Here is a 14,650-nt window from a genome sequence, read left to right as displayed (position 1 = left end):
CAACCGATACCCTCACGCGGTTGAGCAGCACAGGTGCCTAGCTCAAAGAGCGGGAACAGGCCTTGCTGGGTCGCGTTCTTCGCCGTTGATGCGCACCGATCGCGATAGGCCTGCGGTAGAACAAGAACCCAGTGTGGTCGATCAACCCCCACGGGGCTCAGGACGCAGCTAGCGTGCGGTCATATGAGCGACGTGAGCCGAGTTGGCACCACTTTTCCGTTGGTTTGCCCCCACTGTGAGAAGCCCACCCTGGCCACGGTGACCAGCGAGGCTAGTGGGGGCGGTGAACACGAACCGCCGTACCTCCTAGAACTGGCTCAGTGCGGCAACTGCTTCGACCCTTTCCTGATGATGGAAGAGGACTACGGCGAGGGTTGGGACGGAGACCCTCTGGCCGTTTGGCCTAGGCAGCAGAGGCCCTTGAGCCTGAGCGTGCCCGCGGCTATGCGGCGCGAACATGAAGAGGCACGACAGTGCTTCTCAGCCAAGGCGTACACGGCTACGGCGGTCATGGTCCGCCGGACCCTTGAGGGCGTATGTCTGGACCAAGGTATGTCTGGTGCGGGGGGCCGGCCGAAGCCGCTGTTCAAGATGCTTGAGCAGATGAGGGACGAGGGGAAGATCGACGGGCAGCTCTTCGAGTGGGCTCAAGAACTGCGAGTTCTTGGCAACCAGGGCGCTCACTTCACCGGCACCTCAGTGAGTCGTGAGGACGCCGCCGATGGCCTGGCGCTTGCCGAGGCCCTACTCGACTACCTATATGTGTTTTCGGCACAATTTGAGGCATTTAAGGCGCGGCGGGCCGAAGCCAAGGCGAAGGACGGCGAGCCCTCACCTGCCTAAGCCCGCCGTAACCGACAAGGGTGATCCGTAGTGCTCGGCCGACTGCGCTGCTGCAGAGATGCGGTCAGTCGCCCCGAGCACGAGGGATGACCAACAGGTTTCTAGCTGACAGCGGACCGGTTCGGCGGCAACCCACCTGGGGATCGCGCACGCCCCGGACCTGCCACGCCGGGCCGTCCCTGGGCCGTCCGAGGTCGCTCAACAGTGGCCAATGACGACCAACGACCTTGCTAAAGCGCGAACAGAGCTGGCTACTCGATCGCATGCAACGCGTGCGGTGACTGTGACTAGGCCTCCTTCCTGCCCTTGTGCAAGGACTGCTGGGGGGAATCGGCTGCCTTGACAGAGCGTTCGGAGCGGAGGCGGACCCGATTCCGGCACTCAGTGTCCTACTGAGCTTCCCAAGCTGAGATTCTTCGCGGCACCATGGGTCGGCTGACCATAGGGGGCATGGTGGGGAACAAGGAGACAGAGCAGGCCGCGATCACGCATGTGATGGCCTTGGAACGAGCCGCAGGCCGCGATCCGAAAGACGTCCACACCTCGGGCCTCCCGTACGACGTCGAAAGTCCGCCTCGCATGATCGAAGTGAAGGCCTGCAGCCGCACGGCGCGCAGCGAAGCACTGCCGCTGGAACACCGCCAGGTGGAAGCCGCCAGGGCGAAACCCGAGCACTACTACCTCTATGTGGTCGACAACCTTGCGGGCACAGATGGAGCCGAGGTTGGAGTGCGCACCCTGCATGGAGAGGCACTGTTGGCAATGATCGAGCGAACCCAGCCCCAGATCACGTACTGGCCCACTTTCAGGGCAGCCGAGTATGACCAGGCGGAGCGGCTGCAATGAGTGCTGCAGTACAGCAACGGAGTACAGCAACCACCATGACCACAGCCGACCGCCAAGAGCTGTGAGCGGCCGACTGACCAGCTCGCTGGACGGCAATGACCCCACTGCCGATAGTTCGGGACGAAGAGGTCGTGGGTTCAAATCCCGCCACCCCGACAGTGCAGTACCAAATCAGGGGCCTGATCCGCTTGGCGGGTCGGGCCCCTGAGTGGTTTCGCGGGCCTTTTGGGGAACCGTTTGAGCCGCCCGCTGGGTTACGGCTCGGACCATCAGACGGGCGGTCTCCCCGCCGTCGGCTCGCCGGGGCAACCGCCTCCGACGCGCTCGCGCCGACGGCCGGGCTCGCCTGCCCCGCAGGGGCGGAAGCAGGCCAGGTACACGAAGCTTGATCCGCGGCGCGTGGCCAGGCGGAGCCCGGAGCCGTCAGCGAGGTGGTGCAGGCGGCCGAACGGGTCCAGCGGCGGTCGAGGAACTCTCCTACCACCAGCCGCTCGCACGGCGTCAGCACCCGTGCCCCTCGGGCAGAGCCTGCTTCGGCTCGGGCATCTCGCCGAGTGCGCGCCCCCTCGGGGCCCGACCGTCGCCGACCACCGCCTAGTGCCGGCGGTCCTGTGCTTCCTCGGCCTGGCGGATGCCCAGGGCGCGGGCCTGCTTCAGCGGCAGACCCGCGCCCGTCACGTCGGTCTTCGGAGAGAAGTACCGGACGTCAGCTGGTGAAGATGAGGTACTTCCAGGTCCCGTGCGTCGTCGAGTTCACGTTGTCGCCCGACGTCGTGTCGATGTAGGACGACCGGACCCGGAAGCGGACGCCCGTCGGCGGGGTGCCCATGAGCTCGAGCGTGTCCTTGCCGCCCGAGCCGAGTACGAGGTACGCGGAGTGCGTGGTGCGCCAGGCACCCTGGTAGTAACCCTGCATCTCCACCTTGTACTTGCGGCCCGGGTACGGCGTCATCGTCGTGTCGTAGACGGGGTCCTTGGACTTGTGGAAGTAGCGGTACGTCTGGCTCCACGCCGTCTTGCTCGTGTAGTAGCCGCTGAGCGCGGTCGACACCTTGACCTGCGCGCCGACCGTGCTGATGGCCGTCGCGAGCGCGTACCGGGTGTCGCCGGTGAACTTGGCGGTGAGCTTGGTGTCGCGGGTCAGGGAGAGAGTGACGGACAGGTTGCCGGAGGAGTCGACCGTGCCGGACTTGACCAGCTTCTCGGGCTTGTCCGCGCCGTAGGGGTTGGCGTAGATCGCGACGGTGCGGTTCTTGTACGTCGTCCCCAGGTGCGCCGTGAACTTCACCGCGCTGTTGTACGCGTACACCTTGCCGTTGTTGTTGAGCGTCACCATGGTCGCGGTGCGGGTGACGTTCACCGTGCTCGTGGCGGTGGCGCCCGCGTGGTACTCGTCGCCCGCGTAGCCGACCGTGTACGTGACCTTGCCGCCGGCCGGCGGGGTGTCGGCGAAGGTGTACGAGCCGTCGGCACCGATCGTCGCCTTGCCGAGCGCCTTGCCGGCCGGGGACTCGTCGTCGGTGCGGGTGACGGAGACCGTGGTACCGGACGGGAACACGGTGTTCGACGTCAGTTTGCCCGTGACGCCGAGGGACTTGGCGCGCGTGGCGGTGGCCGGGGCCGTCGCCGTGAGGGTGGTGTCCGCCTTGGTCGGGTCGTCGAGGACGCGCAGCGAGTACACGTCTGTGGCGTTGTACGACACCGCGAACAGCTTGCCGGCGTCCGGCGCCCAGGCGAGACCCGAGGCCGCGAGGGTGTCGGAGCCGCTGCTGGTGCCGGTATTCGGGAAGTCGTACTGCCGTACCGGCGTGGAGACGCCCGGCTCGAAGATGTGGACGTCGGGGTCGTACCAGGAGAAGGTGCCCGCGGCGACGGCGCCGTTCGGGGCGATGTCGACCGCGTTCGGGTAGGGGTTGGTGGTGTAGCTGCCGTCCTCCGACAGGTCCGAGAGCTTGAACACCTCCTGCTTGTAGGGGGCGCCGCTGGCCGTGACGACGTCCTTGCCGTCCGGAGTGACGGCGAGGTCGGTGAGGTTGCTGCTGCTGCCCGGATCCCAGGCGTACGCGGTGCGGTTCGCCGAGCCCGACGACACGTCGTAGACGGCAAGTTCGTTCGGGCTCTGCCCGGAGGCCCCCGCCACGATGGTGCCCGGGGCACCGGCCGAGGAGCCGAGGATCGGAGCGTCGTTCCAGGTACGGGTGGTGTCCTGGTGGAGGGCCACGACCGGGTCGCCGGCGCTCAGGTCGAGCGAGCCGATGTTGCCGCTGCCGGAGCCTCGGTAGCCGAACCAGAGCTTGCCGCCGGCGAGGGCCGGATACTCGGGCTGGGTGCCGTCGCCCGTCGGGTAGCGATGGGCCTCGGTGGCGGTCGCCGTATCGATGGCGACGATCGCGTCGGCGTCCTCGACGGCCGCGTACAGGGTGCCGGAGTCGGCGGACAGTTCCAGGCCGCGCACGCCGGGCAACGAGTCGACGGTTCCGACGACCGTGCCGCTGTAGTCGGTTGCGACGACCTTTCCGCTGGTCGGGTCGCTGATGAAGACCCGCTGGTGGACGCCGTCCACGACGACGTCGCCGGTCGACTTGACCGGCAGGACGGTGCTGGAGTCGGCCAGCGCGGGCGCGGCCGAGGTGACCGCGAGCGCGGCCGAGCTGAAGAGGACCGCGAGCGCCGTCGCGGCCGGAAGAGTGCGTATGCGCACGGTGGTTTCGAACTCCCGGAACGAAAAAAGCCCCTGTTGTCGAGTTGAACTGGGGAAGCAACCGGAGCCTAGGTCACGCCAGTGACAGCAGAGGCAAACGGGGGTCAACGATGGTCAAAGAAGTGGGCGAGATCCGGCCATTCCGCTGACGTATCCGCTATACAAGGCCACGCCCAACGCCGTCGTCAGCGCCTCATGCGCCGGAGGGCGCCTGGGAGCCACGGGAGTACCGCGCCTGTTTTCGAAACCCCGGTCGGACTACGCTCGCCGGATGACCTTGGAATGGGAACAGGTAATCGTTCACTCGGTGGATCCGGTGGCCCTGGAGCAGTGGTGGGCCGAGGCTCTTGGTTGGGTCGTGGTCCACTCCTCCGACGAGGAGTTCGAGATCCGCCCGGAGCCGGATCGCCTGCCAGGGTTGGACTTCGTCCGGATCGAAGAGAGCAAGAAGGTCAAGAGCCGGCTGCATCTCGACTTCCGGCCCGATGACCAGGACGCCGAGGTGGCTCGCCTTGAGGCTCATGGCGCGAAGCGTGTCGACATCGGCCAGGGTGACCAGTCGTGGGTTGTCCTGGCAGACCCCGAAGGCAACGAGTTCTGTGTCCTTGGCCAACGGCGTCAGTGAGGACCCCCTGAGAGCGCGCGTGCCCACCCCCCTTGACCGCGGACCTCGAAGGTTCTCTGGCCGGTCTCTCTCCGCATGGGAGAGCCCCGGGTTCACGGTGCCAGTTGCTCCGCGGCTCCACTCCACGTGAACCTCACGTCTTGCTCAGGGATTGCGCGGAAGCCGGTCGTCCGCCTCAGGGGGCTGGCATGCTCCCGTCAGGCAGGGCGGGGGAAATGGTCGCGCCCTTGTCGTCACGCCCACGGCTGCGGCAAAGGTGCCGAGAAGACCGTGACCGTCTGCGTGCCGCATCGTGTCGGCCGGCCATCTGGGAGGACTGACGTGTCCCGCCGAACCCTCGTAGGGCTGAGTGCCGCCTGTGCCGCAGCGCTCCTTTCTGTTGCCGCGTGCACTTCGGATCATTCCGGCGCCAAGGGGGCTTCGCAGCCCACGCGTTCGGCCGAGCCTGGTTCGGCAACGGCAACGGCATCGGCCAGCCCGAGCACCAGGCCGCTCCCTGTGCAGAAGCCGCCGGAGTTGGTCGATGACGAGACGCTCGTCGGTCGTCAGAAGGTGACCCGTGGGAACGCGAGCGTCGCATTCGGTCAGGGCAGGAAGGGGGACGCCCTGATCATCGCGGTGCGTTGTCAGGGCGCGGGGAAGATCAAGGTCGCGGTGCGGTCCGTGCATGTCTCCTTTCCCCTGAACTGCCTCGCCGGCGAGGTCAGCACCACGTACAACCAAGTGGCCATTGGCGGGGCGGACCGTAGTGGCGTCGTGTCCGTCGAGGCGCCCTCGGCCGTGCGCTGGTCCCTGACGATCGGCCGTGGTGCGCCCGCGCAGGAAGAGCCGCCCAGGGCATCCGAATCGCTCTGAACGTCGGCGAGGCGTTCATGTCGCCTCGTGCATCAGGGTTCCTTTCCGTTGCGCCGTGCAGGGTGGGTTGTGCGCGTCTGTGGCGGAGATCGGCGGGCGGTTGGGGAGCCGGACAGGTGTGCCGATTCCGACGTCGACGGGGTCTCCGATCCATGCCGCATGCCGCGACCGGAGAGTCATGTGATGTAGCGAAGCATGCGCAACAGGTGGAGGGACAGGGGTGGTCGGGTGGTCCACCCGGATGGGTACGCCCTCGCCTTCCAAGCCTGGTACTGGGCGGAATTGGATGCACTGACCTGCGGAATCTTGTGCGCCGGAGTGCGCGGGTGTCCGTCGGACACTCGCCTGGTGGTGTCCGGCGAGGAGAGCCGCCGCCCGTGCTGGCGGACGGTCCGCTGCCGGTGCCTGAGCCCGGCCTGCTACTGCCCCTCCGCCGGGGCGGCGCCTCGGCAGCGGGTGGTCGGTGTCGGCGACGTGTGCTGGAGCCAGCGGGCCTCTATCTCGCGGCCGTCCGGGAGGGTGTGGTGGGGTGGGCCGGCGGTCGGGACGAAGCCGGCGGCCGTCAGTGACCGGCCGCTCGCGGTGTTCGCCGGTTCGTGTCCCGCGCGTACCGTCCGTATTCCCAGATGAGCGTGGGCGAGCAGTGCGGCGGCCGCGAACAGTTCCGCGCCCAGGCCCTGGCCACGTGCGTGGGGAGCGAGATGTCCGCCGATCTCCGCGGTGCCGGGATCGAACTGTGTGGCGCCGGCGTATCTGCCGTCGTCCAGGCGCACGCCGATGAGTATCTCCCCGTCGTCCGGGCCGGGTTCGTAGAGGTCGGCCAACAGGCGCCGGACCTCACGGGACTTGACGCGGGAGGCGGCATCGCCGGGGCGCAGCTGGAGCAGGGCCTCGCGGGTGCGTGGGTCCGTCAGGACGCCCTGGCCCCAGCCGAGCCATCGCTGGGCCTCGGGGTCCGAGGCGGAGGCCAGGGCGGCCGCGAGGTCCAGCTTGGTCTCCGGGGTGTAGAGCAGGAGACGGGCCGTGCGCAAGGTGTGCCGCCGGTGTCCGCATACGCCGGGCAGCGGAAGCCCGGGCGTCGACCGCCCGCGGCGGAGCCGTGACCAGATCATGTCGTCCCCTGGAGATGCCCGAGCCGGGCCCGGCCGGACTCGATCGGGCCCGGCGTCGGCCGGAGTCTAGTTTCGAGCCGATGTGCCGTGCTCAAGGGTTCCGCGGGTTCGCGGCCCTGGGGGTCGTGGAAGGCCTGGGGGGCCTGAGGGTTCTGGTCAGGGCCGTCGCGGCGCCTGCCGCCAGCAGGATCGCGAGCGCCGCGAAGCCGTAGGTGAGCGTGGCCAGGGAAGCGACCGCGGCGACCAGGAGGGGGCCGCCCGCGTCGCCGAGTTCGCGGCCGAGTTCCGCGGCGCCCATGGTCTGGCCGAGGCGCTCGGTGGGCGTGCTCGCGGCCAGCGCGGCGAAGCCGAGCGGGGTGATCAGGCCGGTGCCGGCGCCGGTGAGGGCCGCGCCCAGCAGGACGCCGGTCAGGCCCGGCAGCATCGCGCAGGCCAGGCCGGCGGCGGCGACGAACAGGCCCACGATCATGCCCGAACGGGGCGTGAGGCGGCCCTCGTCGAGGGCGCGGCCGGCCCGCGGCTGTACGACGGCCGCGCAGGCGGCGAGCACCGAGACCGCCGCGCCGGTGGCCACCGTGCCCAGCCCGGCCGCCCGGCCGGAGACCGGCAGGAAGCCCACCCCGACCGACAGTGCGGCGGTCGCCCCGGCCAGTGCGGCGGTCGGAGCGAGGAAGGACGGGTCGGCCAGGCGCCGGGCCAGGTCGAGCACCGTCTGCCGGGCCTTCGGCAGGGGCGGTACGAGGGGGACGGCGAGCGCGGCCCAGACGGCGACCGCCACGCCCAGTACCGCGAGCACGGTGAACAGCAGGCGCAGTCCGCCGGCCCACACCAGCACCCCGCCGAGCAGCGGACCGAGGGTGTAGCCGATGGACTTGTAGAAGCCGTAACTGCCGAAGGCGCGGCCGTGCTTGGCCGCCGGGTTGAGGCGGGCGACCAGCGCGGACGCCGACGGGGAGAACGCGGAGGCCGCGGCGCCCTGGCCGAGGCGGGCGGCCCACAGCCAGCCGGGGCTGTCCGCGACCGCGTACAGGGCGGAGGCGGCGGCGAAGGCGACGAGCCCGCCGAGCAGGACGGGGCGGGCGCCGACACGGTCGGCGAGGGTGCCGAAGAGCGGCTTGAGGAGCACCTCGGCGCCGTCGTAGAGGGCGAGCAGGCCGCCCAGCACCATCAGCGAGGTGACCGTGTCCTTGGAGAAACCGCCGAGGTTGGCGGCGATGCCGTGGGCGCCGAAGGCGGTGGTGAACCCGGCCGCGTACAGCGGCCACATCTGCCGGGCGGGCGCCGAGCGCACCGTGGCCGCCGTACTCATGACGTCTCCCCCGGCGTCTCGTGCAGGGCCGCGAACACCCGTTCCGCGTAGTCCTCGCAGGCGGCCGCGCACTCCTTGAGCCGTCGGCCGGCCTCGGCGGCCTCCGGCGCCCCGAACACGTCGCGGGCCGTGAGATCGCGGTGCCAGCGGCGCAGCCGCTCCAACGACTGCTCCTCTTCCTCCAGTTCGGCGAGCGTGAACTTGGCGATGCGGATCTCCTTCGCCAGTTCGTCCTCGAACTTGCCGCAGTCGGCGAGGAACTCCGCCCAGTCCGCGGACCGGGCGGCGGTGAACAGCGCCTCGAACCGGGCGGCGTCCTCGGGACCGCGCCCGGTCGCGTTCAGGGTCACCGTCCGGCCGCCGCCCTGCTCGGTCAGCGCGATCACGCGTGCCACACCGTCGGCGAACACCGGCACGTCCGGTACGGCCCACACGCCCTGGCCGAGGGAGAGCCCACCGATCCTGCGCAGCTCGCGCCACACCGCCACGCGATGCCGGGACGGCTGCGCGGGGACTTTGACCACGAGGACGAGCCAGCGACCCGTCGGTTCAGTGTTCGGCACATCCATGAATGTAACAGGCGTTACTTCGGTGGATGTGCGATCGGGTGGCCATGGCGGCGGGCCCGGGGCGTCACGACGCCGCCCGCTCCTCCCGTCCCTGTTCCAGTTGCCCCTGTTCCAGCTGGCCCTGTTCCAGCAGGCGGCGCTGGGAGATCAGATAGCCGAGTTCGGCACGGCTGCGGCTGCCGAGGAGCTCCGAGACCTTCTTGATGTGGGCGGAGACCGTGCGGGAGCTCACGCCGAGGCGGGCGGCGATGGTCTCGTCGGTGTGGCCGGTGACCACCATGCGGAGCATGGTGGCGCGGACCGAGTCGGTCATCAGGTCGGGGCGGTGCTGCTCCGGGACGATGGACACCGGGCGGCCGCGCTCCCACATGTGGTCGAAGACCTTGACCAGGAAGGCCACGGCGCCGGGGTGGCGCACGGCGAGGGCGGCGGTCCTGCGTTCCGGGCTGCCGGGTATGAAGGCGACGGTGCGGTCGCAGATGATGACGCGCTCGAATATCTCGTCCAGGGTGCGGACTTCGGCACCCTCGGCCGTCACGCGCTCTATGTAGGCGAGCGTGGGCTGATGGGAGCGCACGCTGTGCTGGTAGAGCGTGCGCTGGGCGACGCCGCGCCGGACGAGCGCGAGATCGCGGGGCAGCGCCTCGGCGAGAAGGGCCGGGGAGCGGCCGCCGCCCGGCTGTGCCGTCAGGAGTTCCTCCCGGCAGGACTCGACGGCCAGGCCCAGCGACTGGCTGATCACGTCCGTGCCGTACAGGGACTCGATGGGGGCTCCGGTGTCCTGCTGCGCCTTGTGATAGAGGCTTTCGGCGGCCACGTAGGAGGAGCGCAGTGTCGCGAGGGCTTTCTCGTGGTGTTCGATCTCCCGTACGACGGAACGGGAGAGTTCCGCCTCGGCGACTCTGGGCGGGATGGGCACGAAGAATCCGGCGACGCCCGAGACCGGGCGCAGCAGTCCGTAGGAGATCAGGCACTCGGGAACCTCACCCGATATGGTCCCCTCATCGAGAGCTTCGCGATAACGCCTCAGGCCGTCCGTGCAGAAGTGGACGGCGGACGAAGATCCCAGGCTGCCCTTTTCCTCGATGCCCTTTTCGCGGCACATATGTCCCCCCTTCGTGTTGCTGCGTTGCATGAACCCGACGCCTGTCGCCCTCGCACCCCCGGTCGCGCTTCAGCAAGATTGATCACGTGGCCGGGTCGAGCGGTCGAACAGGCTCCTGCCAGGCGTTTCACCTGGCTCGGGGCCACGTTCGATCCTTGCCGCCCGCCCGGCGAAATATGGCTAAACGTGCAACTACTCACACTGGCGAGGTATGCAAGATGTCCCAGACCATCCGGTACGGCCACCTCTGCACCACCCTCCTCCTGGCCGACACCGCCGCGTGCGACGACTCGGCCTGGGGCTGACTTCAGCCATTTAAGAAGAATTCCGCCAAGCCCGGTTTCCGGTATCGGCCGAGCTATCGCACACAGGGCACCCGCGATGACACGCGGCGTGTTTCCGTAGTTCTTTCGGCGGTTCCGTAACATCCCCGCAACGACATACGCGGTATCGCCTCCGAGTGGAAAGTTTCAGTACGCACCCGTATCCGGGAGGGAATGCGGTATGGACAGCCAACGGAGCGGTCGGCACGTGTACGACGCCGTGGTCGTGGGCGGCGGTGTCGCGGGGCTGACCGCGGCCGGCCTCGTCGCCGGGCGGGGGCACCGAGTGCTCCTTCTGGAGCGGGGGACGGCCTGCGAGGCGGCCCTCCTCGGCGCCGCCCGCGCGCACGACGTGGAGGTGCGGGAGCGGTGCGTCGCCGTCAACGTCGTCACGGAGGACGAACGGGTGACCGGGCTGCGGTACCGGCCGGCCGCCGGGCCCGCCCGCACCGTACGGGCGCGGTACGTGCTCGACGCCTCCGGCGGCGGCAGCCTGCTGCGCCGCCATGTCGTCGGCGCCCAAGCCTTCTCCGGCCTCGCCGTGTACGCCTGCTTCGAGGGCGCCTTCGAGGACGGTTTCGATTACGGCTTCGAGGACCGCTTCGAAAGCGGCTCGGGCGGCGGCCGGGCCCTCGACGGGCCGCGGCGGTTTCCGTTTCCCGGCGGGTGGTTCTGGGTCGCGCCGGTCGGGGACGGCGACGAGGCCGTCTTCTGCGTCGGGGCCGTGGTGCGGCGGGAGTTGGCCGACCCGGTGCACAGGGATCCCGAAGGTGCCCTGTTCGGCTTCGCCGAGGAGTGTCCGCCCGTCCGGGAGCTGCTGGCCCGGGCCGGCCGGGTGCGCGGCGGTCCGCACGGGCGGGTGCGGGTGCGCCCGCAATGGTCGTACGCCGGTGAACGGCTGTGGCGTCCCGGGATGGCCCTCGTCGGCGACGCCGCCTGCTCCCCTCCCGTGGAGTCCCCGCTGTCCGAGAGAGTGCGCCTGGCCCGCCACGGCGCCGAGCTCGCCGCCCATGCCCTGGACGCCTTCCTGAGCGGAACCTCGACCGAGGAGGCGGCCTTCGCCGGGTTCGCGCGGGAGTACCGGGAGGCCTACGAGGCTCGCCACACCGAGAAGCCCGCAGAGAGGCCGACAGCAGAGCCCCCGGAGGGCCTCGCATCAGTCGGCGACAAGATCCTCCGGCGCCGACCGGGCGAGTTCCACGAGGGTCGCGAGCGCCTGGGAGAGGACCTCCGGCTGCGGTGAGGCGAGGCCCAGGCGGATGGCGTTGGGGGCGTGGTTGCGGCCGATGGTGAACGCGGCTGCGGGGACGACCCCGATGCCGTGCCGCGCGGCGGCGGCGACGAAGGTGTCCGCGCGCCACGGGCGCGGCAGCTGCCACCAGCAGTGGTAGGAGCGCGGATCGCTCTGCACGGCGAACCCGGCGAGGTGCCGGGCGGCGATCTCCTGCCGTACCGCCGCCTCCCGCTGCTTGGCCTCGACCAGCTTCTTCACGGCGCCGTCCTGCTGCCAGCGGTGCGCGACCTCCAGGGCGAAGCGCATGGGGGTCCAGCCGCCCGACCGCAGGGTGGCGACGATCTCGCCGGCCAGGGCGCCGGGCGCCACCACGAACCCGAGGGTCAGACCGGGGGCGATCCGCTTGGAGAGGCTGTCGATCAGTACGGTCCGCTCGGGGGCGTAGGCGGCCAGCGGCGGCAACTCGTCCCGCAGGAAGGCCCAGATGGCGTCCTCGATCGCGGGGATCCCGAGCCGCAGCAGCACCTCCGCCAGCCGTTCGACGCGCGCGGCGGGCATGGTGAGCGAGAGCGGGTTGTGCACTCTGGGCTGGACGTAGACGGCGTGCAGCGGCGCGGCGGCGTGGGCCTCCTCCACGGCCTCCGGAACCAGTCCGTCGCCGTCCATGGCCAGCGGGACGAGCGTGATGCCGAGGCGGGCGGCCACGGCCTTGATGACGGGGTACGTCAGCTCCTCCACCCCGAGTCGCGCGCCCGGCGGCACCAGGGCGGTGACGACGGCCGAGATGGCCTGCCGCCCGTTGCCCGCGAACAGGATCCGCGCGGGGTCGGGGCGCCAGCCGCCGCGGGCGAGGATGTCGGCGGCGGACTCCTGGACGGCGGGGAGCCCGGAGGCGCCGACCGGCCGCAGGGCGTATCCGAGCGCGTCGGGGCGCAGCAGCCCGCCGAGTCCCTCGGCGAGGAGCGCGCTCTGCTCCGGTACGACCGGGTAGTTGAGCTCCAGGTCGATCCGGCTGCCGGCCGGTTCGGTGAGCGCGGGGGCGGACGCCCGGGAGGCCTCCGAGGCGGCGCGGACGAAGGTGCCGCGTCCCACCTCGCCGACCGTCAGGCCGCGCCGGGCCAGTTCCTGGTACACGCGGGTGGCGGTGGAGTTGGCGATGCCGTGCTGGCGCGCGAACTCGCGCTGCGTGGGGAGCCGGTCGCCGGGCCGGAGCAGACCGGCTCTGATCTCCTCGGCCACCGCGTCGGCGACGCTCTGGTAGTCCCTCACGGCGCTCTCCTCGTCCCCCTCGTCCGGCTGACGCCCATCCAACCACAGCATTGCACCGAGTGCAATATCAATATTGCATTGAACATTGCCCCGCAATACACTCACGGCATTGCTCCGAGCCCGGAAGGGAGTCCCGCGCGCGGTGAATACGACGACACGTCCCCGGTTACCCCTCGGTCCGGCCCCTCTGCCCCCGCCCGACTGCCGACGCTGCGGCTTCACATCCGACCTGATCAGGCAGGATGTGGTCGCCGACGCGCTACGGGAGTACACGGCAGGGTGGCAACGACTGCTCCGGGCGCCGGAGCTGGACGACCGGCGCGCGGGCCTGCCCGCCTGGTCTCCCCTGGAGAGCGGCTGCCACGTACGGGACATGTGCCTGCTGTTCCACACCCGGCTCGATGCAATCCTCGGCGAATCGGCGATTGCACCGAGAATATCCACCGAAGGGGACACCCTCCGGCGCTACCAGGACGAGGACCCCCGACAGGTGGCGGAGGAACTGGGACGGGCGGCCGTGACCCTGGCCCGCCGCCTGGCCGCGTTCACCGCCGAGGACTGGGACCGCGCGGACCCGCGCCTGGCCGACCCGCGCCTCACCGTCGGCTTCTTCACCCGGCATCTCCTGCACGACATCGCGCACGACCTGGCCGAGGCCGAGCGCGATCAGTGATCAGCGATCAACGTTCAGCGTGTGTACAGCGAATGAGGGATTTTCATGGTTGAACTGAGCGGCATCCTCGGCGTGACGGTGGTGGCACTCGGCATGGTGCTCACCCCCGGTCCGAACATGATCTATCTCGTCTCCCGCAGCATCACCCAGGGCAGGCGTGCCGGAATGATCTCCCTCGGTGGCGTGGCCCTGGGCTTCATGGTGTACCTGCTCGCCGCGAACCTCGGCCTGTCGGTCGTCTTCCTCGCCGTACCCGAGCTGTACTTCGCGGTGAAGCTGGCCGGCGCCGCCTACCTCGCCTACCTCGCCTGGAACGCCCTGAAGCCGGGCGGCATCTCCGTGTTCGCCCCGGAGGACGTGCCGCACGACTCGCCGCGCAAGCTGTTCACGATGGGCCTGATGACGAACCTGCTCAACCCGAAGATCGCCATCATGTACGTCTCCCTCATCCCCCAGTTCATCGACCTGGACAAGGGCCACGTCCTCCTCCAGGGCCTCATCCTCGGCTCGTTCCAGATCGTGGTCAGCGTGGCGGTCAACCTCACCATCGTCCTCGCCGCCGGCACGATCGCCGTCTTCCTCGCCCGCCGCCCCTCCTGGCTCAAGGTGCAGCGCTACGCGATGGGTACGGTGCTGGGCGCCCTCGCCATCTCCCTGGCCATCGACACCTCGGGCCCGGCCAAGGCCAGTTGACACACGGCAGGAGGGCCGGTCACGGAATCCCGTGACCGGCCCTCCGCCTTTCCGGCTCCGGCGCTACCGCCCCGCGGCGAGGCGTGCCGCGTGTTCCTGCAGCGAACGGACGCGTACCGCGTCGCTGTTGAGGGCGTCGATGCCCTGAACGGCGGCCGCGAGAGCCTGGACGGTGGTCAGACACGGCACGGACCGGGCCACCGCCGCGGTGCGGATCTCGTACCCGTCCAGCCGACTCCCCGCGCCATGGGGGGTGTTGACGATGAGGTCGACCTCACCGTCGTGGATGAGCTGGACGATGGTCCGCTCGCCGTTCGGGCCGACGCCCTCGGACTGCTTGCGCACGATCGTGGCGTGGATGCCGTTGCGCTTGAGGACCTCCGCCGTGCCCGAGGTGGCCAGCAGCTCGAAGCCGTGCGCGACCAGTTCCCGCGCCGGGAAGATCATCGACCGCTTGTCCCGGTTGGCCACCGAGATGAACGCCCGCCCCCTG

The 14,650-nt window shown here is 69.9% G+C and carries 13 protein-coding genes and 1 pseudogene; 7 read left to right on the top strand and 7 right to left on the bottom strand.

Annotated elements, in window-relative coordinates:
• The first annotated feature begins 258 nt into the window (after positions 1-258).
• The gene (locus IPZ69_RS30390; RefSeq protein ID WP_235457852.1) at positions 259-843 is read left to right on the top strand and encodes a DUF4145 domain-containing protein; all 585 of its coding nucleotides are present in this window, start codon (positions 259-261) and stop codon (positions 841-843) included.
• A gap of 450 nt (positions 844-1,293) precedes the next feature.
• On the top strand, positions 1,294-1,689 hold the full coding sequence (locus tag IPZ69_RS30385) for a DUF3883 domain-containing protein (RefSeq protein WP_235457851.1): 396 nt from the start codon (positions 1,294-1,296) through the stop codon (positions 1,687-1,689).
• 706 nt (positions 1,690-2,395) lie between these two features.
• Here the strand turns inward: IPZ69_RS30385 and IPZ69_RS30380 are convergent.
• Positions 2,396-4,390 (bottom strand): YncE family protein, encoded by a 1,995-nt coding sequence (locus tag IPZ69_RS30380; protein WP_235457850.1) that lies wholly within the window; start codon positions 4,388-4,390, stop codon positions 2,396-2,398.
• Positions 4,391-4,661: 271 nt separating this feature from the next.
• Between IPZ69_RS30380 and IPZ69_RS30375 the strand changes: the two genes are divergently transcribed.
• Together IPZ69_RS30375 and IPZ69_RS30370 are read left to right on the top strand one after the other, a co-directional pair.
• Entirely contained in the window at positions 4,662-5,015 is a 354-nt protein-coding gene (locus IPZ69_RS30375) for a VOC family protein (RefSeq protein WP_235457849.1), read from the top strand.
• A gap of 498 nt (positions 5,016-5,513) precedes the next feature.
• A complete protein-coding gene (locus IPZ69_RS30370) occupies positions 5,514-5,870 on the top strand; it encodes a hypothetical protein (protein WP_235457848.1) in 357 nt (118 codons plus the stop codon).
• 419 nt (positions 5,871-6,289) lie between these two features.
• On the opposite strand, the gene IPZ69_RS30365 is transcribed toward IPZ69_RS30370, so the two are convergent.
• The 4 genes from IPZ69_RS30365 to IPZ69_RS30350 all read right to left on the bottom strand — a co-directional run bounded on the left by IPZ69_RS30365 (position 6,290) and on the right by IPZ69_RS30350 (position 9,965).
• On the bottom strand, positions 6,290-6,982 hold the full coding sequence (locus IPZ69_RS30365; RefSeq protein WP_235457847.1) for a GNAT family N-acetyltransferase: 693 nt from the start codon (positions 6,980-6,982) through the stop codon (positions 6,290-6,292).
• Between the two features lie 91 nt (positions 6,983-7,073).
• The gene (locus IPZ69_RS30360; protein WP_235457890.1) at positions 7,074-8,249 is read right to left on the bottom strand and encodes an MFS transporter; all 1,176 of its coding nucleotides are present in this window, start codon (positions 8,247-8,249) and stop codon (positions 7,074-7,076) included.
• Positions 8,250-8,287: 38 nt separating this feature from the next.
• Positions 8,288-8,860 carry a Chromate resistance protein ChrB gene (locus IPZ69_RS30355; protein WP_235457845.1) on the bottom strand — a complete coding sequence of 191 codons (573 nt, stop codon included), beginning with the start codon at positions 8,858-8,860 and terminating at the stop codon, positions 8,288-8,290.
• A 64-nt stretch (positions 8,861-8,924) separates the two neighbouring features.
• Positions 8,925-9,965 (bottom strand): LuxR C-terminal-related transcriptional regulator, encoded by a 1,041-nt coding sequence (locus IPZ69_RS30350; RefSeq protein ID WP_235457843.1) that lies wholly within the window; start codon positions 9,963-9,965, stop codon positions 8,925-8,927.
• A gap of 504 nt (positions 9,966-10,469) precedes the next feature.
• Here IPZ69_RS30350 and IPZ69_RS30345 point away from each other — a divergent pair.
• Positions 10,470-11,531 (top strand): NAD(P)/FAD-dependent oxidoreductase, encoded by a 1,062-nt coding sequence (locus tag IPZ69_RS30345; RefSeq protein ID WP_235457841.1) that lies wholly within the window; start codon positions 10,470-10,472, stop codon positions 11,529-11,531.
• On the opposite strand, the gene IPZ69_RS30340 is transcribed toward IPZ69_RS30345, so the two are convergent.
• Positions 11,445-12,791, bottom strand: coding sequence for an aminotransferase-like domain-containing protein (locus IPZ69_RS30340; RefSeq protein ID WP_235457839.1), 1,347 nt, complete (start codon positions 12,789-12,791; stop codon positions 11,445-11,447). The genes IPZ69_RS30345 and IPZ69_RS30340 overlap by 87 nt on opposite strands.
• Positions 12,792-13,035: 244 nt before the next feature.
• On the opposite strand from IPZ69_RS30340, the gene IPZ69_RS30335 reads away from it, so the two are divergent.
• Both IPZ69_RS30335 and IPZ69_RS30330 read left to right on the top strand, forming a co-directional pair.
• Positions 13,036-13,464 (top strand): DinB family protein, encoded by a 429-nt coding sequence (locus IPZ69_RS30335; protein WP_235457837.1) that lies wholly within the window; start codon positions 13,036-13,038, stop codon positions 13,462-13,464.
• 45 nt (positions 13,465-13,509) lie between these two features.
• Positions 13,510-14,157 carry a LysE family translocator gene (locus IPZ69_RS30330; protein ID WP_235457836.1) on the top strand — a complete coding sequence of 216 codons (648 nt, stop codon included), beginning with the start codon at positions 13,510-13,512 and terminating at the stop codon, positions 14,155-14,157.
• A gap of 63 nt (positions 14,158-14,220) precedes the next feature.
• Here the strand turns inward: IPZ69_RS30330 and carB are convergent.
• Positions 14,221-14,650: pseudogene (gene carB / locus IPZ69_RS30325) on the bottom strand (carbamoyl-phosphate synthase large subunit); the annotation flags it as partial.

The organism is Streptomyces olivochromogenes, assembly GCF_021538895.1.
Lineage (GTDB): Bacteria > Actinomycetota > Actinomycetes > Streptomycetales > Streptomycetaceae > Streptomyces > Streptomyces olivochromogenes_A.
The sequence above is the reverse complement of the archived record's forward strand: the minus strand, read 5'-3'. Positions and strand labels throughout refer to the sequence as shown.